Annotated in this window: 21 protein-coding genes; 5 read left to right on the top strand and 16 right to left on the bottom strand. The window is 66.1% G+C overall.

The features are described from left to right. Positions 1-25: 25 nt before the first annotated feature. The 5 genes from ILP92_RS09445 to ILP92_RS09430 all read right to left on the bottom strand — a co-directional run bounded on the left by ILP92_RS09445 (position 26) and on the right by ILP92_RS09430 (position 4,624). Positions 26-673: a DsbA family oxidoreductase gene (locus tag ILP92_RS09445; protein ID WP_198916138.1), complete on the bottom strand. Its 648-nt coding sequence runs from the start codon at positions 671-673 to the stop codon at positions 26-28. Beyond that, positions 670-2,160, bottom strand: a complete 1,491-nt coding sequence (locus tag ILP92_RS09440) for a class I adenylate-forming enzyme family protein (protein WP_198916137.1) — start codon at positions 2,158-2,160, stop codon at positions 670-672. Before ILP92_RS09440 ends, ILP92_RS09445 begins: the two co-directional genes overlap by 4 nt. Positions 2,161-2,272: 112 nt before the next feature. Further along, complete coding sequence (locus ILP92_RS09435) at positions 2,273-2,620, bottom strand: CsbD family protein (RefSeq protein WP_198916136.1); 348 nt, start codon at positions 2,618-2,620, stop codon at positions 2,273-2,275. 62 nt (positions 2,621-2,682) lie between these two features. Continuing rightward, on the bottom strand, positions 2,683-2,814 hold the full coding sequence (locus tag ILP92_RS18720) for a hypothetical protein (RefSeq protein ID WP_268968521.1): 132 nt from the start codon (positions 2,812-2,814) through the stop codon (positions 2,683-2,685). After that, the gene (locus ILP92_RS09430) at positions 2,801-4,624 is read right to left on the bottom strand and encodes an extracellular solute-binding protein (protein ID WP_198916135.1); all 1,824 of its coding nucleotides are present in this window, start codon (positions 4,622-4,624) and stop codon (positions 2,801-2,803) included. Before ILP92_RS09430 ends, ILP92_RS18720 begins: the two co-directional genes overlap by 14 nt. Before the next feature lie 337 nt (positions 4,625-4,961). On the opposite strand from ILP92_RS09430, the gene ILP92_RS09425 reads away from it, so the two are divergent. Both ILP92_RS09425 and ILP92_RS09420 read left to right on the top strand, forming a co-directional pair. Further along, entirely contained in the window at positions 4,962-5,735 is a 774-nt protein-coding gene (locus ILP92_RS09425; protein WP_198916134.1) for a 3-hydroxybutyrate dehydrogenase, read from the top strand. A gap of 93 nt (positions 5,736-5,828) precedes the next feature. Beyond that, positions 5,829-6,863, top strand: coding sequence for a patatin-like phospholipase family protein (locus ILP92_RS09420; RefSeq protein ID WP_198916133.1), 1,035 nt, complete (start codon positions 5,829-5,831; stop codon positions 6,861-6,863). Here ILP92_RS09420 and ILP92_RS09415 read toward each other — a convergent pair whose 3' ends face one another. The 3 genes from ILP92_RS09415 to ILP92_RS09405 form a co-directional block, all read right to left on the bottom strand. Further along, positions 6,864-7,553, bottom strand: coding sequence for a DUF502 domain-containing protein (locus ILP92_RS09415; protein WP_198916132.1), 690 nt, complete (start codon positions 7,551-7,553; stop codon positions 6,864-6,866). Between the two features lie 71 nt (positions 7,554-7,624). Further along, positions 7,625-8,551, bottom strand: coding sequence for a pseudouridine-5'-phosphate glycosidase (locus ILP92_RS09410; protein ID WP_198916131.1), 927 nt, complete (start codon positions 8,549-8,551; stop codon positions 7,625-7,627). Next, on the bottom strand, positions 8,548-9,435 hold the full coding sequence (locus ILP92_RS09405; RefSeq protein ID WP_198916130.1) for a PfkB family carbohydrate kinase: 888 nt from the start codon (positions 9,433-9,435) through the stop codon (positions 8,548-8,550). The genes ILP92_RS09410 and ILP92_RS09405 overlap by 4 nt, the downstream gene beginning before the upstream one ends. Positions 9,436-9,681: 246 nt before the next feature. Between ILP92_RS09405 and rpsB the strand changes: the two genes are divergently transcribed. Both rpsB and tsf read left to right on the top strand, forming a co-directional pair. Next, positions 9,682-10,542, top strand: a complete 861-nt coding sequence (rpsB, locus tag ILP92_RS09400) for a 30S ribosomal protein S2 (RefSeq protein ID WP_198916129.1) — start codon at positions 9,682-9,684, stop codon at positions 10,540-10,542. An 81-nt stretch (positions 10,543-10,623) separates the two neighbouring features. Next, positions 10,624-11,499, top strand: a complete 876-nt coding sequence (gene tsf, locus ILP92_RS09395) for a translation elongation factor Ts (protein ID WP_198916128.1) — start codon at positions 10,624-10,626, stop codon at positions 11,497-11,499. Between the two features lie 91 nt (positions 11,500-11,590). On the opposite strand, the gene aroQ is transcribed toward tsf, so the two are convergent. After that, the gene (gene aroQ / locus ILP92_RS09390) at positions 11,591-12,028 is read right to left on the bottom strand and encodes a type II 3-dehydroquinate dehydratase (protein WP_198916127.1); all 438 of its coding nucleotides are present in this window, start codon (positions 12,026-12,028) and stop codon (positions 11,591-11,593) included. 196 nt (positions 12,029-12,224) lie between these two features. On the opposite strand from aroQ, the gene xylA reads away from it, so the two are divergent. Continuing rightward, positions 12,225-13,538 carry a xylose isomerase gene (gene xylA / locus ILP92_RS09385; RefSeq protein WP_198916126.1) on the top strand — a complete coding sequence of 438 codons (1,314 nt, stop codon included), beginning with the start codon at positions 12,225-12,227 and terminating at the stop codon, positions 13,536-13,538. Here xylA and ILP92_RS09380 read toward each other — a convergent pair. The 7 genes from ILP92_RS09380 to ILP92_RS09350 all read right to left on the bottom strand — a co-directional run bounded on the left by ILP92_RS09380 (position 13,535) and on the right by ILP92_RS09350 (position 20,824). After that, positions 13,535-14,626, bottom strand: coding sequence for an AI-2E family transporter (locus ILP92_RS09380; protein WP_198916125.1), 1,092 nt, complete (start codon positions 14,624-14,626; stop codon positions 13,535-13,537). The two genes, xylA and ILP92_RS09380, sit on opposite strands and share 4 nt — an antisense overlap. A 45-nt stretch (positions 14,627-14,671) precedes the next feature. Next, the gene (phoB, locus tag ILP92_RS09375; RefSeq protein ID WP_198916124.1) at positions 14,672-15,361 is read right to left on the bottom strand and encodes a phosphate regulon transcriptional regulator PhoB; all 690 of its coding nucleotides are present in this window, start codon (positions 15,359-15,361) and stop codon (positions 14,672-14,674) included. 5 nt (positions 15,362-15,366) lie between these two features. Next, positions 15,367-16,077, bottom strand: a complete 711-nt coding sequence (phoU, locus tag ILP92_RS09370; protein ID WP_198916123.1) for a phosphate signaling complex protein PhoU — start codon at positions 16,075-16,077, stop codon at positions 15,367-15,369. Between the two features lie 3 nt (positions 16,078-16,080). Next, entirely contained in the window at positions 16,081-16,878 is a 798-nt protein-coding gene (gene pstB, locus ILP92_RS09365) for a phosphate ABC transporter ATP-binding protein PstB (RefSeq protein ID WP_198916122.1), read from the bottom strand. A 13-nt stretch (positions 16,879-16,891) separates the two neighbouring features. Further along, on the bottom strand, positions 16,892-18,238 hold the full coding sequence (gene pstA / locus ILP92_RS09360; RefSeq protein WP_198916121.1) for a phosphate ABC transporter permease PstA: 1,347 nt from the start codon (positions 18,236-18,238) through the stop codon (positions 16,892-16,894). Next, a complete protein-coding gene (gene pstC, locus ILP92_RS09355; protein WP_198916120.1) occupies positions 18,235-19,698 on the bottom strand; it encodes a phosphate ABC transporter permease subunit PstC in 1,464 nt (487 codons plus the stop codon). Before pstC ends, pstA begins: the two co-directional genes overlap by 4 nt. Before the next feature lie 79 nt (positions 19,699-19,777). Beyond that, on the bottom strand, positions 19,778-20,824 hold the full coding sequence (locus ILP92_RS09350; RefSeq protein ID WP_198916119.1) for a substrate-binding domain-containing protein: 1,047 nt from the start codon (positions 20,822-20,824) through the stop codon (positions 19,778-19,780). Between the last annotated feature and the right edge of the window lie 24 nt (positions 20,825-20,848).

Below are 20,848 nucleotides of genomic sequence, written 5' to 3'. Positions count from 1 at the left end.
CAGAGCCCCCAGTCGACGCCGCCCCTCACTCGGGCGCCTCGGCCGCCTGGCGCTCCAGGTCGTCGAGCACCCGGTTCCAAAGCTCGGGTGGCTGCGCACCCGGCACGGCGTGTTGGTTCGCGATGATGAAGGTCGGCACGCCGGTCACGCCGCGTGCGCGGGCATGGGCGTCGCGCGCCGCGATCTCGTCGCGATCCGCGCCGCTGTCCATCAGCCGTTCGATGAACCCGCGATCCAGGCCCACATCGCCCGCCAGCCCGAGCAACACGTCGCGCGAACCGATATCCTGACCGGCGATGAAATAGGCGTGGAACAGTGCCGCCACCATCGCCATCTGCCGCCCCTCGAGCCCCGCCCAGTGGATCATGCAATGGGCCGACAGCGTGTTGGGCGTCACCGCGATCTTGTCGAAGGCAATGTCCAGCCCCGCGGCCTGCGCTGCCTCGACGACCGGGGCATAGGCCTTCACGGCGCCCTCGCGCCCGCCGAATTTCGCCTCCAGGTAGTCCCGCCGGTCCATCCCGCCTTCGGGCATGTCGGGGTTCAGCTGGAACGGATGCCACTCGATGTCGAAGGGATGGCCGGGTCGCTCTTGCAGGACGCGATCCAGGTTGGCCTTGCCGATATAGCACCATGGACAGATCGGGTCCGACAGGATATCGAGCTTGATCATGGGCGATCCTCATCAGTCTTGGCCAAGGCACGGCGCATCAACTTGCCGTTCGCGCTGCGCGGCAGGGCGTCGACGCGCTCGAAGACCCTCGGCTGTTTGTAACGCGCCAGCCGGGCTTCGCAATGGCGCGCCAGCGCCGTTTCGTCCAGCGCGCGGTCGGCTGCGTAGCAGAGGGCAATCACGCTGACGCCCGCGCGGACCTCGCGCGTGATCGCCGCCGCTTCGCGCAAGTCCGGGAAACTTTCGGCCACGGCTTCGATCTCCAGCGGGGAGACCCGAAAGCCGCCCGCGTTCAGCAAATCGTCCATCCGGCCCAGGTAGCGCACCCAGCCGTCCCGGTCGATCTGGCCCCGGTCGCCGGTCAGAAACCAGCCGTCGCGATGGCGCTCGGCGGTGGCGGCGGGATCTCCCAGATAGCCCAGCATCAGGCCCGGATCGTCCGCACGGATCGCCAGTTCCCCGGGCGTGTCGGCCGACAGCGGCCCGTCGAGCCCCAGCACCGCGACGGCGCGTCCGCCTTGGGCGCGCCCCAGCGTGTCCGGCGGGGCGGGACCATGCGGCGCGCCCGAGATGAAGGTCGAGCACTCGGACTGGCCGAACGCCTCGTGCAGGTCGGTCCCGGTGGCCGCCCGCCACGCGTCGCGCAGCGGCTCGGTCAGCTTCTCGCCCGCGCAGAGCCCGTGGCGCAGGTCCGGCAGTTCCGGCACCGGGTGCCGCAACATCTGCCGGTAAACCCCCGGTGCCGCGGCGAAAATCGTGGCGCGCGCCGCGGACAGAAGCACCCCCAGCGCGTCGGGCCGCGCCGGGGGTGCGGCGATCAGGGCCGTTGCGCCGACCGTCCAGGGATCCATCAGGCCGGTGCCCATGGTGTAGGTCCAGTTGAAGGCACCGGCATGCAGCACCCGGTCCGTGGCACGCATGTCGGCCCAGTCGCGGATCATCGCCTGGCGCGCCCAGACCGCGCGGTGGGCATGCAGCACCGCGCGCGGCGTCTTCGTCGTCCCAGAGGTGAACACGATATAGCCGGGCCGATCCGGATCGCCCATGGCGAAGGCGGCAGGCGGCAGCGAGCGCCACGCGGCCAGCCTGTCCGGTCCCACGACCGGCGCCGCGATATCCGGGGCGGCCAGCGCGGGATCCTGCACCACCAGTGCGGGGGCGACGTGGCGGGCCATCGGCGTCAGTTCAGCTGCGGTCAGTTGGGACGATACCGGGATCGGCACCAGGTCGACCGCCAGCGCGGCCAGGTGCACCAGCGGCACATCGACCGAATGGCCCAACCGGATCACGACGCGGTCGCCGGGGCGCAGACCCATCTCCAGCAGGCCCGACGCGACGCCGCCCACTGCGCGCGCGAGCGCCGCGTAGGTCCAGCGCTCGGGCGCGTCGCCCAGCACTTCCAGCGCGATCTTGTCGGGCGCGGTCCGGGCGTGCTGCAGGACGTGGGCAGCCATGTTGAAGGGGGCGGGGCAGGGTGGCAGGCTCATGGCACAGACTTACCCAGACCGGCGCGCCGCCGCAAATCGCGCGCGCCGTTTCCCCATCACTGTTCTTCAAATACTCGAAAAACCCGACGCGGCCAGCGTCGCGCCGCCCGCATCAGGTATTGCGGCCGATGGGGCGCTCGGTCTTGTTGTCGTCGCCGAAATCCTTGTCGTCGGCATAGACGTCTTCGCCCACGCCGATATGGGCCGCGGACGCGCGGATGTTCTCGCCGTCGCGGCTTTCATCCATCACCACGTCGGCCGGTGCCGCGCCCTGCATCCAGTCGTTGACCTGGTCGCGCGCATCGGTTTCCGACAGGCCCTCGCGTTCGACCAGGTAGGCCTCGAACCGATCGCGATTGCCGTCCAGCGTCAGCAGGTCGTTTTCCTCGGTCTTCTCCCAGCGCTGCATGATCGGCGCGATGAAGGCGGACCAGTTCTGTTTGATCGTGTCCCATTGCATGGCGTAAAGCTCCCTTTCTGCTCGAAAGGGCCAATGCGCCAGCCGGGGCGTTGTTCCGCGCGCTAGAACGGCGCGGTCGCCAAGTCGATCGTCGCGTGGCCCATGGCACCGACGACCTTGACGGGTGTGCGGATCAGCGCGCAGCCCGAAAGCGAGACGATCAGGGCCAGAAGGATCAGCTTATTCATCTTCATCGTACCACCATACGTCTGGAAGGAAGCCCAGGTAGTCACCGTAGGCCGGAAGGGTTTCGGGATATTTCAGCGCGGCGCTGTGGGCGATCAGGCTGTCGGGACGATACCACAGCGGAATGACGTAGCGCCCCGCCGTCATCACCCGGTCGAGCGCGCGCACGGCCGCGATGTAGTCTTCCTGGCTTTCGGCCGTCAGCAGCGCGTCGATCATCGCGTCGACCACGGGGCTTTGCACGCCCATCCAGTTGCGCGACCCTTCCTGGGTCGCGGATTCGGAGCCCCAGTAATACCGCTGCTCGGTCCCGGGACTCAGGCTCAGGGCGCGGGCGTATTCGGTCATGTCGAAATCGAAGGCATCGGTGCGGGCCTTGAACTGGGCGTCGTCCACGCGGCTGACCCGCGGCTCGATGCCCAGGCGCTGCAGGGCCGAGACGTAGATGTTGATCGCCTGCTCGGTGCCCGCGACCAGGTCGCCGTTGGCCAGCAGGATCTCGAAAGTCAGCGCCTTGCCGTCCGCATTCACCAGCGCGCCGTTCTCAATGGTGAACCCTGCCTCGGTCAGCAGGTCCATGGCGCGGGCCAGGCCCTTGCGGTTGCGCTCGGACCCGTCGCCGGTCGGCTGGGTGTAGCCCTCGAGCGTGCCGGGCAGAAGCTGGTCGCGGAACGGCTCGAGCAGCTCCAGCACGCGGCCCTCGGCCGGCCCGGGCCGCATCCCCAAGTCCGAGTTCGAGAAGTAGGAGGTGACCCGCGGCAGCTTGCCGCCGTTCAGCACCTGGTTCATGAACTCGAAATTGAACGCCTCGGTCAGGGCCTGGCGCACGCGCCAGTCGTCGAAGGGCGCGCGGCGGGTGTTCATCACGAAGCCGTAGATCCCCGACGGGCGCTGGTGCGGGATCACGGATTTCACGATCTCGCCCGACTGCACGGCGGGGAAGTCGTATTGGGTGTCCCATTTCTCGGCGCTGTTTTCGCGGTAGACGTCCAGCGCGCCGCCCTTGAAGGCCTCGAACATGGCGGTGCCGTCGGCGTAGAATTCCATGCGGATCTCGTCCAGGTTGGCCTGGCCCCGCATGAAGGGCACGTCCGCGCCCCAGTAATCCGGGTTGCGCTTCAGCGTGACGGAGCGGCCCGGCTCGAAATCATCGATCACGTAAGGCGCGGACGAGATCGGGATCTCGTCCAGGCTGCTATCGGCGAAATCCTTGCCCTCCCACTGGGCCTTCTTCAGGATTGGGCGCATGCCCATGATCAGCGCCAGTTCGTCGTTGTCCTCGTTGAAGGTGAAGCGGACGGTGCGCTCGCCCACTTGCTCGACGCGTTCGACCTTTTCCCAGGCGTTGCGATAGCGCGGATGGCCTTCGGTCCCCAGCATCTCGTAGGACCAGATCACGTCGTCGACGGTCACCGGGCTGCCGTCGGAAAAGCGCGCGGCCGGGTTCAGCGTGTATTCGACCCAAGAGCGGTCGTCGGCCACATCGACCGATTCGGCCAGGACGCCGTAAAGCGTGAAGGGCTCGTCGTAGGAGCGTCCCATGAGCGATTCGTGGGCCAGGAAGCGCAGCTGCCAGGGGGCTTTTCCTTTCAGGATATGCGGGTTAAGCGAATCGAATGTGCCCACTTCGCCCTGGACCATCCTGCCGCCCTTGGGCGCGTCGGGATTGGCATAGGGCAGCGCGTCGAAATCCGCGGGCAGCGCCGGGTCGCCATACATCGCGACACCATGACTGGGCGCGGCGACGACAGGGCCACCAGATATTGCGCAAACCAGGACGGCCAGCGCCAGGCCGCGCCGGAAAAACTGTGTTTCCATAATGGGTCCTGTTCGATTGCTCGTTTGTTCTTTGCCCCAGATTACGTGGGCTTGCGGGCAACAGCAAACAAAATGGATTTGATTTCGGCGTGGGATCGCTTATAACAGGGGCACTGCTCGATAGGTTTCTTGCCTGTATGAAACCTGCCTCAATGACTTAACGCCCGCCTTGTGCGGGCGTTTTTTTATGGGGTTTCGGCGGCGATGACCAGCCAGCATCCCCGGTGATTCCCCGTTCGGGGGGAATCACCCCCGCAGCACGGGATTCCCCGTTTGCGTCTGACCCCTTCGCAGGTGCAGAAAGTCGGCAAGCATGTTTCATCACGGAGAGCGCATCATGACGCTGAAGGGAAAGACCGCCATCATCACCGGATCGAACTCGGGCATCGGGCTGGGCGTGGCGCGCGAACTGGCGCGCGCGGGCGCGGACGTGGTCCTGAACTCGTTCACCGACCGCGACGAGGATCACAAGCTGGCCGCCGACCTGGCCGAGGAATTCGACGTGGTCGCACGCTACATCAAGGCCGACATGTCGAAGCCCGAAGAGTGCCGCGCGCTGATCACCCACGCGGGCGCCTGCGACATCCTGGTGAACAACGCGGGCATCCAGCACGTGGCCCCGATCGAGGATTTCCCGACCGAGAAATGGGACGCCATCATCGCCATCAACCTGAGTTCGGCCTTCCACACCACCGCCGTGGCGCTGCCGCTGATGCGCAAGGCGGGCTGGGGCCGGGTGGTCAACATCGCGTCGGCGCACGGGCTGACCGCGTCGCCCTACAAATCGGCCTATATCGCGGCCAAGCACGGCATCGTGGGCCTGTCGAAGACCGTGGCGCTCGAGACCGCGAAAGAGCCCATCACCTGCAACGCGATCTGCCCCGGCTACGTGCTGACCCCCCTGGTGGAAAGCCAGATCCCCGACACCGCGAAGAAATACGGCATGACGGAAGAAGAGGCCAAGCAGAAGGTCATCCTGGAGCGCCAGCCCAGCAAGGAATTCGCCACGGTCGAACAGATCGGCGGCACGGCGGTGTTCCTGTGCTCGGACGCGGCCGAGCAGATCACCGGCACGACCATCAGCGTGGATGGCGGCTGGACGGCGCTATGACGCGCGCGCGGCACCGGTCGCAGCCGTCGCGCCGTCAGGTATTTATGGAAAGATGAAGCCAGGGGCGGGATCCCGAAAGACGGAGGACGCACCATGACCAAACCGAAGATCAACCTGGCGCTGCAGGGCGGCGGCGCGCACGGGGCCTTCACCTGGGGCGTTCTGGACCGGCTGCTGGAGGGCGGCGAGGTCGAGATCGCGGGCATCAGCGGCACCTCGGCGGGGGCCCTGAACGGCGCGGCGGTGAAAGCGGGACTGGTGCGCGAGGGGGCCGAGGCGGCGCGCGCCAACCTGGACTGGATGTGGGACCGGATCGGTCACCTGAGCAGTCTGCACGTGCCCGCCTGGATGGAGATGTTCCTGCCCTCGACGCCGTATCTGAGCCAGTCCATCGAATACTCGCCCGGCTACGCGTTCAGCGACTGGCTGTCGCGCGCGACGAGTCCCTATGGCCTTGGCCCGTTCTACCAGAACCCGCTGGCGCCCATCGTGCGCGAGCTGCGCTACAACGAAGTCTGCGCGGCGCAGGGCCCGGACTTCTTCGTCTGCGCCACGAATGTGCGCAGCGGGAAGATCCGCATATTCGAAGGCGACGACATCACGCCGGACGCGCTGCTGGCATCGGCCTGCCTGCCCACGTTGTTCCAGGCCGTCGAAATCCCCGATGCGGACGGCAATCTGCAGGCCTATTGGGACGGCGGCTATTCAGGCAATCCGGCGCTGTTTCCGCTGTACCCGATGCATCTGCCGGACGACGTGGTCATCGTGAACATCAACCCCTTGCGCCGCGAAACGCTGCCCTATTACCCGCAAGAGATCCTGAACCGCATCAACGAGGTCAGCTTCAACGCCTCGCTGCTGGCCGAACTACGCTCGATCGCCTTCGTGCACCGGATGCTGGCCGACGGAACCATCGAGCCCGGCACCAAGAAACGCGTCCTGGTCCACATGATTTCCGACGACGCGCTCATGTCAAATCTATCGGTGGCCACGAAGACCGTGCCCCAGCCGATCATCGTCGCGCGCCTGAAAGCAGCGGGCCGCGCCGCCGCCGAGCGCTTCCTGGACGACCACCTGGACAAGGTCGGCAAGACGTCGTCGGTGAAGCTCGAAGAGCTTTACGGCTGACTATTCGGCCGCCTCGGCGGGGGTGCGGACGGGCTGCGACGGATCCTTGGCATTGGGGTAAACCAGCCCCGCCGAGATCACTAGTTTCGCCGCGTCTTCCACGGTCATGTCCAGCTCGATCAGGTCGCGGCGCAGTACGAACAGCAGGAAGCCCGATGTCGGGTTGGGCGTGGTCGGTAGGAACACCGACACCTTGTCGTCGGGAGACGGAATGCGCCGGTCGATTTCGCCCTTGGCCTCGGTGGACACGAAGGCGATCGCCCAAAGACCCTTGCGGGGATACTCGATCAGGACCGCCTTGTCGAAGCTGCTTTCGGATTGCGCGAAGACCGTTTCCGCGATCTGTTTCAACCCGTTATAGACCGAGCGCACGATCGGCGTGCGATCCACCAGGCCCTCGGCCCATCGGATCAGCGAGCGGCCGATCAGGCCCTTGGCCATCCAGCCGACGAGGATCGTGAAGACGAGAAAGAAGATCACGCCCACGCCGCGCAGGTTGATGCCGTAGAGCTCGGGCTTGAAGCGGTTCGGCACGAAGGGCAGCACGACGCCGTCGATCCAGCCGATCACCGACCAGATCAGCCAGACGGTCAGCCCGATGGGCGCGATCACGACCAGCCCGGTCAGGAAATTCGCGCGAAAGCCCGCCAGGAACGACCGGCGCTTGGGTGTTTCGTCTTGGGGCAGCATGGATCCGGGTGCCTAGATGTTTCAGCTTATCTAGGGCCATCCACCGGGGGCTACAACATGGCCGGGATGCTTCAGGCCATTTCGCGTCGGATCGCGCTGATTTCGCGGGCAATCGCGGCACCCAGGCGCGCATTGTTCAGCACCAGCGCGATATTCGCCTCCAGCGAGCGGCCATCGGTCAGCTCGAAGATCCGCGCCAGAAGGAAGGGCGTCACGGACTTGGCGCTGATCCCCGCGATCTCGGCATCGTCCAGTGCCTGCTCGATGATGGGGGCCAGGTCGTCGGCGGGGATCTCGTGCTCGGCGGGGATCGGGTTGGCGACCAGCTGGCCGCCCGGCAGACCCATGGCGCCGCGCATCACGTGCGCCGCGGCGATGTCGGCCGCGCGATCCATCCGCAGGGGCGCTGGGTGCGGCGACGCGGCGGACCAGAAGGCAGGCAGTCGGTCCTGGCCCACGGCGATGACCGGAACGCCCAGCGTTTCGAGCACTTCCCAGGTCTTCGGCAGATCCAGGATGGCCTTGGCGCCCGCAGCGACCACCGTGACCGCGGTCTGCGACAATTCGTGCAGGTCCGCCGATATGTCGAAGCTGAGCTCGGCCCCGCGATGCACGCCGCCGATGCCGCCCGTGGCGAAGACCTCGATCCCCGCCAGCCGCGCGCCGATCATCGTGGCTGCGACGGTCGTGGCACCCGTGCCGCCCGTCGCCATGACCGCCGCCAGGTCGGCGCGGCTGAGCTTGGCGACGTCTTCGGCTTCAGCCAAGGCGTCAAGCCGGTCCGCGCCCAGCCCCACATGCAGGGTGCCGTCGATCACCGCGATCGTGGCGGGCACGGCATCGTTCGCGCGGATCTCGGCCTCGACCGCGCGCGCGGTCTCGATGTTGCGGGGCCAGGGCATTCCGTGGGTGATGATGGTCGATTCCAGCGCGACCACGGGGCGCCCGTCGGCCAGCGCATCCGCGACCTCAGGCAGGACGGAAAAGGGTTCGGTCATACGGGGCTCTCTCCGGAAACATGGGCGGCGGCGGCGGCCAGCGCGGCGTGCAGGGCAGGGGCACCGCGCGCCCCCGACAGCTCGGCGGCGATATGGGCGGCCATGAAGGTGTCGCCCGCGCCGGTGACGCGAGTGACCGTGACGAGGGGCGGCGGCTCCTGGAGGACGCCGCTCGCGTCGGCCATGGCGCAGGGATCAGCGCCGTGGGTGACCAGCGCCCGCGAAGCCCCACGCGCCACAAGCGCCCGGGCGGCGGCGGCGGTGTCGGGCTGCGGCGCGCCCAGCATCAGCCCCGCCTCTTCGAGGTTGACGTAGAATACCGCGCTCGGGTGGCGCAGCAGCGGCAAGAGGCGCAGCGCCTTGCCGGGCGACGCGGGCGCCACGCGCAGATCCGCCCGCGCCAGCCACGGCCCGTCGGCGATATGGGCCAGCAGATCCTCGGACAGGTTGCCATCCAGCGCGGCGACGCCGTCGAAGGGCGTGTCGGCATCGCCCAGCCGCCCGTCCACCAGCGGCGCCAAGATCTTGTCGCCCGCCGCTTCCAGCGAATGGGCGTCCGCGACGGCCGCGATCAGCCCGTTGCCGCCTTCGATCGCCATGTAGCGGTCGGTGGGCAAATCTTCGGAGACGTAGACCAGATCGCAGCCGACGCCGCGCACCCGCGCCGCCTCCAGGATCGCCTGGCCATCGACATCACGTCCCACCGCGCTCAGCAGCTCGGGCGACGCGCCCAGCCGCGCCAGACCCACCGCGATGTTCAGCGCGACGCCGCCGGGATCGCGGGTGATGTATCCCGCCACGTCGTTGCCCAGTCCCAGCGTGCGGGAGGTGCGGCCGATCGTGTCCCACAGGACCGATCCGATGCAGATGACGCGACTATCCATGCCGCGATGTGTTGCGCCACCGCCGGGCCAAGGGCAAGCCCCGCCCCATCTTTGTTCTCATAAATATCCCGGCGCATCCTCGGCCTTCCCCGAGCCCCTTGCAAAGCGGCGCGTTCCGGTCTAAGTCGCGCGCACTTCACAGGCGGGGCTCGGGTCCTCGGGGGAGACATCCCCGAACGATCCACCGGTTGGGACGACAGTCCTGAACAGTTCCGCCGAGGCTTGAAACCGGAAAAGGATAAGCAAATGGCTCTTCCCGAGTTCTCTTTGCGTCAGCTGCTCGAAGCTGGCGTGCACTTCGGTCACCAGACCCAGCGGTGGAACCCCCGCATGGGCGAATATATCTACGGCGACCGCAACGGCATCCACATTCTCGACCTGACGCAGACCGTGCCGATGCTCGACAAGGCGCTGCAGGTCATCCGCGACACCGTGGCCAAGAACGGCCGCATCCTGTTCGTGGGCACCAAGCGCCAGGCGCAAAAGCCCATCGCCGACGCCGCCGAGCGTTGCGCGCAATACTACATGAACCACCGCTGGCTGGGCGGCACGCTGACCAACTGGCAGACCGTGTCGAAGTCGATCCAGCGCCTGAAGGAAATCGACGAGCGCATGGCCGAAGGCGCCGAAGGCCTGACCAAGCGCGAGCGCCTGTCCATGGAGCGTGACCAGGCCAAGCTGAACGCCAGCTTGGGCGGCATCCGCGAGATGGGCGGCGTGCCGGACCTGCTCTTCGTCATCGACGTCAACAAGGAAGACCTGGCCATCGCCGAAGCCAAGAAGCTCGGGATCCCGGTCGTGGCCGTGGTCGACACCAACTGCGCCCCTGACGGCATCGACTACATCATACCCGGCAACGACGACGCGGCGCGCGCCATCGCCCTTTACTGCGACCTGATCAGCCGCGCTGCACTTGACGGCATGTCCGCCCAGATGTCGGCCGCCGGTGTCGACATGGGCGCCATGGAAGACGCCGCCGAGGAAGCCCTCGAGACGCCCGTCAACGCCGAGGAACCCATCGCCGTCACCGACGAGGCCGTGGCCAACGACGCCGTCGTCAAGGACGCGCCGCTGGATCTGGACAACAAGGAAAAGGGCGAGGTCTGAGACCCGCGCTGATCCGACGGACCAAGGGGCGGGCAAGGGTCCGCCCCCAATCATTCAAATGACAGACGAGGAGAGCCCGAGATGGCGATCACCGCAGCAGACGTGAAGAAACTCCGCGAATCCACCGGCGCGGGCATGATGGACGCCAAGAAGGCGCTGACCGAGAACGACGGCGACATGGACGCCGCCGTGGACTGGCTGCGCACCAAGGGCCTGGCGAAGGCCGCGAAGAAGGCCGACCGCACCGCGGCCGAAGGCCTGGTGGCCGTCAAGGTCGAAGGCGGCAAGGGCGTCGCCGTGGAAGTGAACTCGGAAACCGATTTCGTGGCGAAGAACGAGCAGTTCCAGTCGCTGGTCGCGGGCATCGCCGACGTGGCGCTGACGGTCGACAACGTGGCCGCGCTGGCCGAGGCCCACATGGACGGCAAGCCCGTCAAGGAACAGCTGACCAATGCCATCGCCAAGATCGGCGAGAACATGACGCTGCGCCGGATGGAGACGCTGGAAGGCGCCAACGTGGCCGCCTACGTGCACAACGCCGCCGCCGACGGCATGGGCAAGATCGGCGTCCTGGTCGCCTTCACCGGTGACGACACCGCCCTCGCGCGCCAAGTCGCCATGCACATCGCCGCCGTCAAGCCAGCCGCCCTGAACGAGGATCAGCTGGACCAGTCGATCGTCGACAAGGAAAAGCAGGTCCAGATGGACATCGCGCGCGAAAGCGGCAAGCCCGAGCAGGTGATCGAGAAGATGATCGAAGGCCGGATGAAGAAGTTCCTGGCCGAAGTCACGCTGGTCAACCAGGCGTTCGTGGTGAACCCCGACCTGACCGTCGGCGCCGCCGCCAAGGAAGCGGGCATCGAGATCACCGGTTTCGCCCGCGTCGAAGTGGGCGAGGGGATCGAGGTCGAGAAGGAAAACTTCGCCGCCGAGGTCGCCAAGGCCGCCCAGGGCTAAGCCCCATGCGATACACGGAAAAGGCGCCCACTTGGGGCGCCTTTTTTGTTGAAATACGTCGTTCTATCCACTGATATGAAACGAAAATCCCTCAGTTCGCCAAGCGGTACGCGACCTGGTTGATCGCCAGCAGGTAGCCGTGCGTGCCGCAGCCCACGATGATGCCGTCCGCGCGGGCCGAGATGTGGGAATGATGGCGAAATGCCTCGCGCTTGTGGATGTTCGAGATATGAACCTCGATCACCAGGCCGTCGAACAGGCTCAGCGCGTCGAATATCGCCACGGACGTATGCGTGTAGGCGCCGGCGTTGATGACGATCGCCTCGGACGTGCCGCGCGCTTGCTGGATCGCATCGACCAGTCCGCCTTCGGAATTCGATTGCAGGCAGTCGACCTCGAAGCCCAGCTCCGTGCCCAGGGCCTGGCAGGCGGCTTCGACGTCGGTCAGCGTCTCGGACCCGTAGATCTCGGGCTGGCGCGTGCCCAGCATGTTCAGGTTTGGTCCGTTCAGGATCAGGATCTTCGGCATGGCGGAACCTCTCAAGTCATCTGGCGTCGCTTATCGACCCGCAGCCGCATCAATGCAATCATCGGCCTGCAGGGGATCCGTCCGGCCCACCCTTAAGTCCGGTAATCCTGATTATGTAATTACTGCATTCACGCTGGTCAGCCTCGACCGACTTCGGTAGCACTTCGGTAAAGCCGCAGCATTTCAGGGATTTGCCATGACCGCCTCGTTTTTTCCGATCGACACGCCGATCCCGTTCGAAGGCCCCGACAGCACGAACCCCCTGGCGTTTCGCCATTACGATCCGGATCAGATCGTCATGGGCAAACCCATGGCCGAGCATCTGCGCTTCGCGGTGGCCTATTGGCACAGCTTTGTCTGGGACGGCAGCGATCCCTTCGGCGGCCAGACCTTCCAGCGCGACTGGTTCCCCGGCGACACCATGGACAAGGCCAAGCGCCGCGCCGATGTGGCGTTCGAGATGTTCCGCCTGCTGCGCGTGCCGTTCTTCTGCTTCCACGACCACGACGTGCGTCCCGAAGGTGCGTCCTTGCAGGAAAGCCACGCGCGCCTGAACGAAATCGCGGATTACTTGGAGCGCAAGATGGACGCCACCGGCGTCAAGCTGCTCTGGGGCACCGCCAACCTGTTCTCGCACGCGCGCTGGATGGCCGGTGCCGCGACCAATCCCGACCCGGATGTCTTCGCCTACGCCGCGTCCACCGTGCGCGCCTGCATGGACGTGACGCACCGCTTGGGCGGTGAAAACTACGTGCTCTGGGGCGGCCGTGAAGGCTACGAGACGCTGCTCAACACCGACTTGGCGCGCGAGCTGGACCAGATGGGCCGGTTTCTGAGCATGGTCGTGGAGTACAAGCACAAGATCGGCTTTCCGGGCCAGATCCTGATCGAGCCGAAGCCGCAGGAGCCCACGAAGCACCAATACGACTACGACGTGGCGACGGTTTACGGCTTCCTGCGCCGCTACGGGCTCGAGGGCGAAGTGCGGGTGAATATCGAGCAAGGCCACGCCATCCTGGCGGGCCATTCCTTCGAGCACGAGATCGCGCTGGCCCAGGCGCTGGACATCTTCGGATCGGTGGACATGAACCGCAACGATTACCAGTCCGGCTGGGACACCGACCAGTTCCCAAACAATGTGCCCGAGGTGGCGCTGGCCTATTACCACATCCTGAAGGGCGGCGGCTTCACCAGGGGCGGCACCAATTTCGACGCGAAGTTGCGCCGCCAATCCATTGATCCCCAGGACCTTTTGATCGCACACATCGGCGGCATGGACACCTGCGCGCGGGGCCTGAAAGCAGCCGCCGCGATGATCGAGGACGGCGCCCTGCAAGGCCCGCTGGATGCGCGCTATGCCGGTTGGGACAGCGACGCGGCACGCGCCATGCTGCGGCCCGGCGCCGCGCTGGACGACATCGCGAACCGCGCCGAAGCGCAAGGCCTGTCCCCTGCCCCGCGGTCAGGCCAGCAGGAACTGCTGGAAAACATCGTCAACCGCTACATCTAGGACGCGCCCGGCTGCCTGTCCTGCGACGCCGCGACCTCTTCCAGGTCGGCGGTCGTTGCGTTCTCGCCCATGTTCGAGATCACCAGCACCCAAAGGACCAGCGGAATCGCGATGAAGCCGCCCAGCGGCCCCCAGAGCCACAGGAAGAACACCAGCGACACGAACACCATCAGCGGGTTCAGAGACAGCGACGCGCCGATTGCCGCCGGTGTCAGGAACTGCGCTTCGATCAGGTTGAGCGCCAGGAAACTGAGCGCCGGGGCCGCCGACATCGCCCCCTCGAAGACGACGACGCCCGCGATGCAGAGCGACACGAACAGGACCGCCGGGCCCAGGTAGAGCACGAAGTTCAGCAAGGTGGTCGCCGCGCCCCAGATATAGAAGCTGGGCATCCCGATCAGGTAGAAGATCAGCGCGACCGCCAGGCCGAAGACGATATTGACCAGCGATATGGTCAGGAAATAGCGGGCGACCTGGCGTTCGGCCAGAAGCAGGCGCAGGGCCGTCGTCTCCTCGGCCCCTTTGGGTGCCAGGCGTCGGGCGACCCAGCCGTAGATGTCACGCCGCGTCAGCACGAAGAAGAACAGCACACCGGCGAAGGTGATCGTCTGGCCCGCGACCGATGGCGCAAGAAACAGCGCGTCGGTGGTGCTGGGGATGGAAAAGCCACCATCCCCGTCGCCCTCGTCCTGCCCGTCGCCACCCATGGCGCGCTCCATTTCCTCGCCCGCATCCTCGATCCCGCGCAACGTGCCCTGGATTTCGAACATGAAGCCGCGCAATTCCGCGCGGATCACGGGCCACGCATCCACCACCTGGCCGATGATCGGCAGCATCAGGGACGCGATCAGCGCGATGATGGAAAGGGTCAGAAGCAGGCTGATCAGCGCGCCCACCGCGCGGGGTGCGCCGATCCGCTCCCAGAAGTCGGAAATCGGCGACAGCACGATGCCCACGACGAAGGCCAGGATCGTAGGGGCAAGCACGTTCTGCGCGACACGCATGGCTGCGGCCACGGCGATGACGCCGATCACGATCAGGCAGACATGGGCGGCGGTGCGGATCCGTTCGGTTTGAAGCGTCTGCATCACGGCCAACGCGGACAGATTGTCGCGGGTTCCGACAGCGCCCGATCAGCCGAGCGCGTAGCCCGAGCCGCGCACGGTGCGGATCGGGTCGTCGTGCCCGTGGGCGGTCAACGCCTTGCGCAAGCGGCCCACATGGACGTCGACCGTGCGGCTATCCACATAGATGTCGCGGCCCCAGACCCGGTCCAGAAGCTGATCGCGTGACAGCACGCGGCCCGGCGTCTCCATCAGCGTCGTCAGAAGCCGGAACTCGGTCGGGCCCAGTTTCAGCTCGGCCTCGCCGCGATAGGCGCGGTGGCCTTCGGGATCCAGCGTCAGGTCGCCGACCTCGAGCCGTGCGCCCACCGCCGCGGGCCTGGTCCGGCGCAGATGCGCCCGGACGCGCGCCATCAGCTCGGCCACGGAATAGGGCTTGGTCACGTAATCGTCGGCGCCAGTTTCCAGCCCGCGCACGCGATCCTGTTCCTCGGTCCGGGCCGACAGCATGATCACGGGCACGTCGCGTCCGCGCCCCGCGCGCTTCAGCTGGCGACAGATCTCGATCCCCGAGACGCCCGGCAGCATCCAGTCCAGCACCACCAGGTCGGGATCGACCTCGCGAAACATCTCCATCGCCTCGTCGCCGGTTTCGGCATGGCTGACGGCATAGCCTTCGGCTTCCAGGTTATAGGCCAGGATATCGCGCTGCGATGCGACGTCCTCGACGATCAGGACACGCGGTGTCGCGACAGGCATCGGGTCTATTTCTCGAACGAGGCGGTCGAGGTAATATCGCCCTTGCGGCGCGATTCCTCGGGCTTCTGGCCGGTGACGGAATACACGATCTGGTCGGCGATCGACGTGACGTGGTCGCCCATCCGCTCGATGTTCTTGGCGATGAAATGCAGGTGCATGCAGGCGGTGATGTTGCGCGGATCTTCCATCATGAAGGTCAAAAATTCGCGGAACAGCGCGTTGTACATCTGGTCCACATCCGCGTCGTGATCGCGCACCTCAAGCGCCAGATCCGCGTCGCGCTGGATATAGGCGTCGAGCACGTCGTGCAGCATCCGCTGCACTTCGCGCGCCATGCGGCGGATGGCCTGGGGGGCGCCGTCCTGCGGCGGCAGCTGGTTCAGGACCGTGGTCCGCTTGGCCAGGTTCTTGGAATAGTCGCCGATGCGTTCCAGGTTGGCGCTGATCTTGATGACGCTGAGCACCAGCCGCATATCCGACGCGATGGGCGCGCGCAGCGCCACCAGCTTGGCGGCCTCGTCGTTGATCTGCTCTTCCAGCTGGTCGATGGCCTTGTCGCCCTCGCGCACCTTCATCGCAAGGTCTTCGTCGCGGGTTTCCAGCGACTTGGCGGCTTCCATGATCGCTTCTTCGACCAGTCCGCCCATCTTCATCAACAGCGCCTGGATCGCTTCCAGGTCACGGTCGAAGGCAGAGGAAATATGGGTATGGGACATGGCTTATCCGATCCGTCCGGTGATGTAGCTTTCGGTCTTGGGGTCTTGGGGGTTGGTGAAGATCTCGTCGGTGTCGCCGTATTCCACAAGGTTGCCCAGGTGGAAAAAGGCGGTCTTCTGGCTGACCCGGGCGGCCTGCTGCATGGAATGGGTGACGATCACCACCGAATAGTCGCGGCGCAGCTCGTCGATCAGCTCTTCCACCTGGCCCGTCGCGATGGGGTCGAGCGCCGAGCACGGCTCGTCCATCAGCAGCACCTCGGGCTCGGTGGCGATGGCGCGCGCGATGCACAGGCGTTGCTGCTGGCCGCCGGACAGGCCCGTGCCCGGCGCTTGCAGGCGATCCTTGACCTCGTCCCAGATGGCGCCGCGGCGCAGCGCCTTTTCCACGATATCGTCCAGGTCGGCGCGCGTATGCGCCAGCCCGTGGATTTTCGGCCCGTAAGCCACATTGTCGTATATGGATTTCGGGAACGGGTTGGGCTTCTGGAACACCATGCCGACCTTGGCGCGCAGCTGCACCGGATCGACCCGCTTGTCGTAAATGTCTTCGCCGTCGATGCGGATGTCGCCGGTGACGCGCGCCGAGTCGATCGTGTCGTTCATCCGGTTGAAACACCGCAGGAACGTGGACTTGCCGCAGCCCGACGGGCCGATGAAGGCGGTGACGGTCTTGTCCTGGATATCCACGCTCACGTCCTTGATCGCGTGGGTGTCCCCGTAATGCACGTTCACGCCCTTGGCTTCGATCTTGATATCCTGGGCGGTCACGGCGTTCTCCGGAAAAGTCCTGTCGTACATGGTCTTACCCCTTTCACCAGCGACGCTCAAACTTGCGGCGCAGAAGGATTGCGATGGCGTTCATGGCGAACAGGAACACCAGCAGGATGATGATGCCGCCCCAGGCCCGTTCGTAATAGGCCGGGTCGGCACGCTTGGCCCATTCGTAGATCTGCGCGGGCATGGCCGAGTTGGGATCGAGGAATCCCGACGAGATGCCGTCGGGATAATTGGTGGCGATATAGCCCACCATGCCGATCAGCAGCAAAGGCGCGGTTTCGCCCAAAGCCTGCGCCAGCCCGATGATGGTTCCGGTCAGGATGCCCGGCATGGCCAGCGGCAGCACGTGGTGGAACACCGACTGCATCTTGCTGGCGCCCACGCCCAAAGCCGCGTCGCGGATGCTGGGCGGAACCGATTTCAGCGCGGCGCGGGTCGAGATGATGATCGTGGGCAGCGTCATCAGCGTCAGCACCAGGCCGCCCACCAGCGGCGCGGATTGCGGGAACTCCATGAACTGGATGAACACCGCAAGGCCCAGGATGCCGAACACGATGGACGGCACCGCGGCCAGGTTCGAGATATTCACCTCGATCACGTCCGTCAGCCGGTTCTGCGGCGCGAATTCCTCTAGGTAGATCGACGCGGCCACGCCGATGGGCAACGACAGGCCCAGAACCACCAGCATCATGAAGAACGAGCCCAGCATCGCCACGCCCATGCCGGCCTGCTCGGGGCGGGACTCCGAGGCGTCGCTGCCCAGGATGAAGTCCCAGTTGAAGCGTTTCACCACGTCGCCTTCGGCACGCAGCGCGTCGACGATGTCCAGGTGCCCGGCGTCGATGTTCTTGTCGCGCGCGACGCTGTCGCGGCTGACGCGGTCCTTCAGGTAGCCGTCGACCCGGCTGGCGGCGAGGATGTTGAAGCTGACCGTTTCGCCCACGAGGTCCGGGTTGGCCAGCACCCGGTCGCGCAGCTGCGCCACCGCCGAGCTGGAAAAGAGCGCGTCCATGTCGCCCGGCGCGATCTCGGTCTCGATCCCGCGCTCGGTGACCAGTTCCGCCATCGCCTCGATCAGCAGGGGCTTGTAGCCGAAGGTGCTGACCTTCGCCATTTCCTCCGGATCGCGGTTGCCCTCTTTGTCCACCTTCGCGGGGTCCAGGTACACCGGCACCTGGATGAAGGTCTGCTGGAACGCGGTGACCCCGTTCAGCAGGATCGAGCCCAGCAGAACCACCAGGAACACCATGCCCGCCGCGATCGCCGCGATCCCGTAGGCGCGGAAGCGTTTCTCGGCGGCGTTGCGCTTTTGCGTACGGTCATCGACGGTGATGATCGATTTTTTCGGGGCGAGCGCTGCCGCGGCGGTTGCGTCGGTCATTCGTACTGCTCCCGGAATCTGCGCACGATATAAAGCGCCAGGACGTTCAGCCCCAGCGTCAGGACGAACAGGGTCATCCCCAGCGCAAAGGCCACCAGCGCCTCGGGCGACGAGAAATCGGCGTCGCCGGTCAGCTGGCTGACGATCTTGGCGGTGACGGTGGTCATCGCTTCGAACGGGTTGCCCGAGATGCGGGCCGCGGCCCCTGCCCCGAGCACCACGATCATCGTCTCGCCGATGGCGCGGCTGGCGGCCAGAAGGATCGCGCCCACGATGCCCGGCAACGCGGCGGGGATGATCACATGGCGGATCGTCTCGGATTGGGTGGCGCCCAGCCCGTAGGATCCGTCGCGCATGGCCTGCGGTACCGCGTTGATGATGTCGTCGCTGAGCGATGAGACGAAGGGGATCAGCATGATCCCCATGACCAGACCCGCGGTCATCACGGCCGTGCCCGCCTGCATCCAGCCCAGTCCCCCGTCACCGAAGACCTTCATCAGCATCGGGCCCACGGTCAGCAGCGCGAATAGGCCGTAGACGATGGTGGGGATGCCCGCCAGGATCTCAAGCGCGGGCTTGGCGACCGAGCGGACCCGTTTGCTGGCGTATTCCGACAGGTAGATCGCGGCCAGAAGCCCGATGGGCACCGCGACGGCCAGCGCGATCAGCGAGATATACATCGTGCCCCACAGAAGCGGCAGGATGCCCAGCTGCGAGCCGCCGCCGAAGGACGGCGACCAGGTGGTCGAGAAGAAGAACTCGGACGCAGGATAGATGCGGAAGAACTCGATCGTGTTGAAGACCAGCGACAGAACGATCCCGAGCGTGGTCAGGATCGCGATGCAGGCGGCGCCGATCAGCAGGCCCCGCACGCCCTGCTCGACCACGTTGCGGGCGCGGAAGTCGCCGTCGGTTTCGCGCAGCGACCAGCCCAGGCCCAGCAACGCGACGGCCAGCACCGCGACGGTGCGGGTCAGGTCGGCGCGCGCGGACAGGGTGCGATACCGCTGGGCGGCGGCCAGGACCGGCGCGCTCACATCCGAGCCCAGCGCCACGCCCGCGTCGCCCAGCGTGTCGCGGATCGTGCCGCTGTCCGCGGTCAGGCTGGCCGCGTCCGCTTCGCTCAGCACGCCCGCGGCGACGGCGGTGTCCAGCCCGTTGGCCACGCGGCGCACGTCGACCATCACGAGGGTCTGGACGCGCGTATCGGCCACGTCCGTTCCGGCCACCAGGTCCGAGACGCGCCATTCGACGATCACCGGTTGCGCGATCAGCCAGACCACCAGCAGTCCGAGCGCGGGCGTAAGGGTCTTCATCGCGACGTTGATGCCATAATACTTGCGCAGCGAATGCAGCTTGCGCCGCTCGCCGCCCACGCTTGCCACCGCGCGGTGTCGCCCCAGGAAAAATCCCAGCGCCGCCAGGCCCAGTATGGTCGCCAATGTCCAGTAGAACGGCATGTCGCGCTGTCCCCCACAGCCAGTACGCAATGCAACGGGACGCCCCGCAAGGGACGCCCCGCCGCTTATGGATTTACGATCAGGAGCCTTCGCCCATGGTCGTCTCGTTCTCGATCTTCTCTTGGGTCGCGGCCAGTTCCGGATCGGGCACCAGGCCGTATTCGGCCAGCGGCCCGCCATCGCCGGCGACCTCGTCGGCCACGAAGAACATGGCGTAATCCTTCAGGCCCGGGATCACGCCCAGGTGCGCCTTCTTGATGTAGAAGTACAGCGGACGCGACACCGGGTATTCACCGGAGGAAATCGTGTCCACGTTGGGCTCGACGCCGCCCATGGTGGCGACCTTCAGCGTGTCGGTGTTGTTCTCGTAGAACGCCAGTCCGAACACGCCCACGCCATCGGGGTTCGAGCTGATGCGGGCCAGCGTCTCGGTGTAGTCGCCGTCGATATCGACCGACGCCCCGTCGGTGCGCACCGCCATGCAGGCGGACTCGACGGCGTCTTCTTCCATGCCCATGTCCATCATGGCCTGCATGGCACCGGTATCTTCGCAGCCTTGCAGCAGCACCTTTTCCTCGAACACTTCGCGGGTGCCGTGCTTGGTGCCGGGGATGAAGGCGGCGATGTCGACCGCCGGAAGCTCGGCGTTCACGTCGGACCACTGGGCGTTCGGGTTGGTCACCATGGCGCCGTCCTGCGGCAACTCGGCGGCCAGCGCCAGGAACCAGTCCGACGGCTCGAACGCGGTGAATTCGGGGCCGTCGATCTGGCTGGCGAAGACGATGCCGTCATAGCCGATCCGCACTTCGATGATCTCGTCCACGCCGTTGGCGGCGCAGGCTTCGATCTCGCCTTCGCGCATGGCGCGCGACGCGTTGGCGATGTCGATGGTGTTCTCGCCCACGCCTTCGCAGAACCGCTTGAGGCCGGCCGAAGAGCCGCCCGATTCCACGACCGGCGTGGGATAGTCGAAATTCTCGCCGAAGGCTTCGGCCACGATGGATGCGTAGGGCAGCACGGTGGACGAACCTGCGATCTGCACGTTGTCGCGGCTTTGCGCCAGCGCGGCACCGCTGGCTGCCAGCGCGATCACGGTCGAAGCTGTTGTAAGCTTGGTGATGGACATGATGTCTCCTGTGGTCATCTCGGG

Source organism: Palleronia pontilimi (assembly GCF_016412875.1).
GTDB lineage: Bacteria > Pseudomonadota > Alphaproteobacteria > Rhodobacterales > Rhodobacteraceae > Palleronia > Palleronia pontilimi.
Note: the sequence above shows the minus strand (reverse complement) of the source record. Positions and strands in the feature narration are given on the sequence as shown.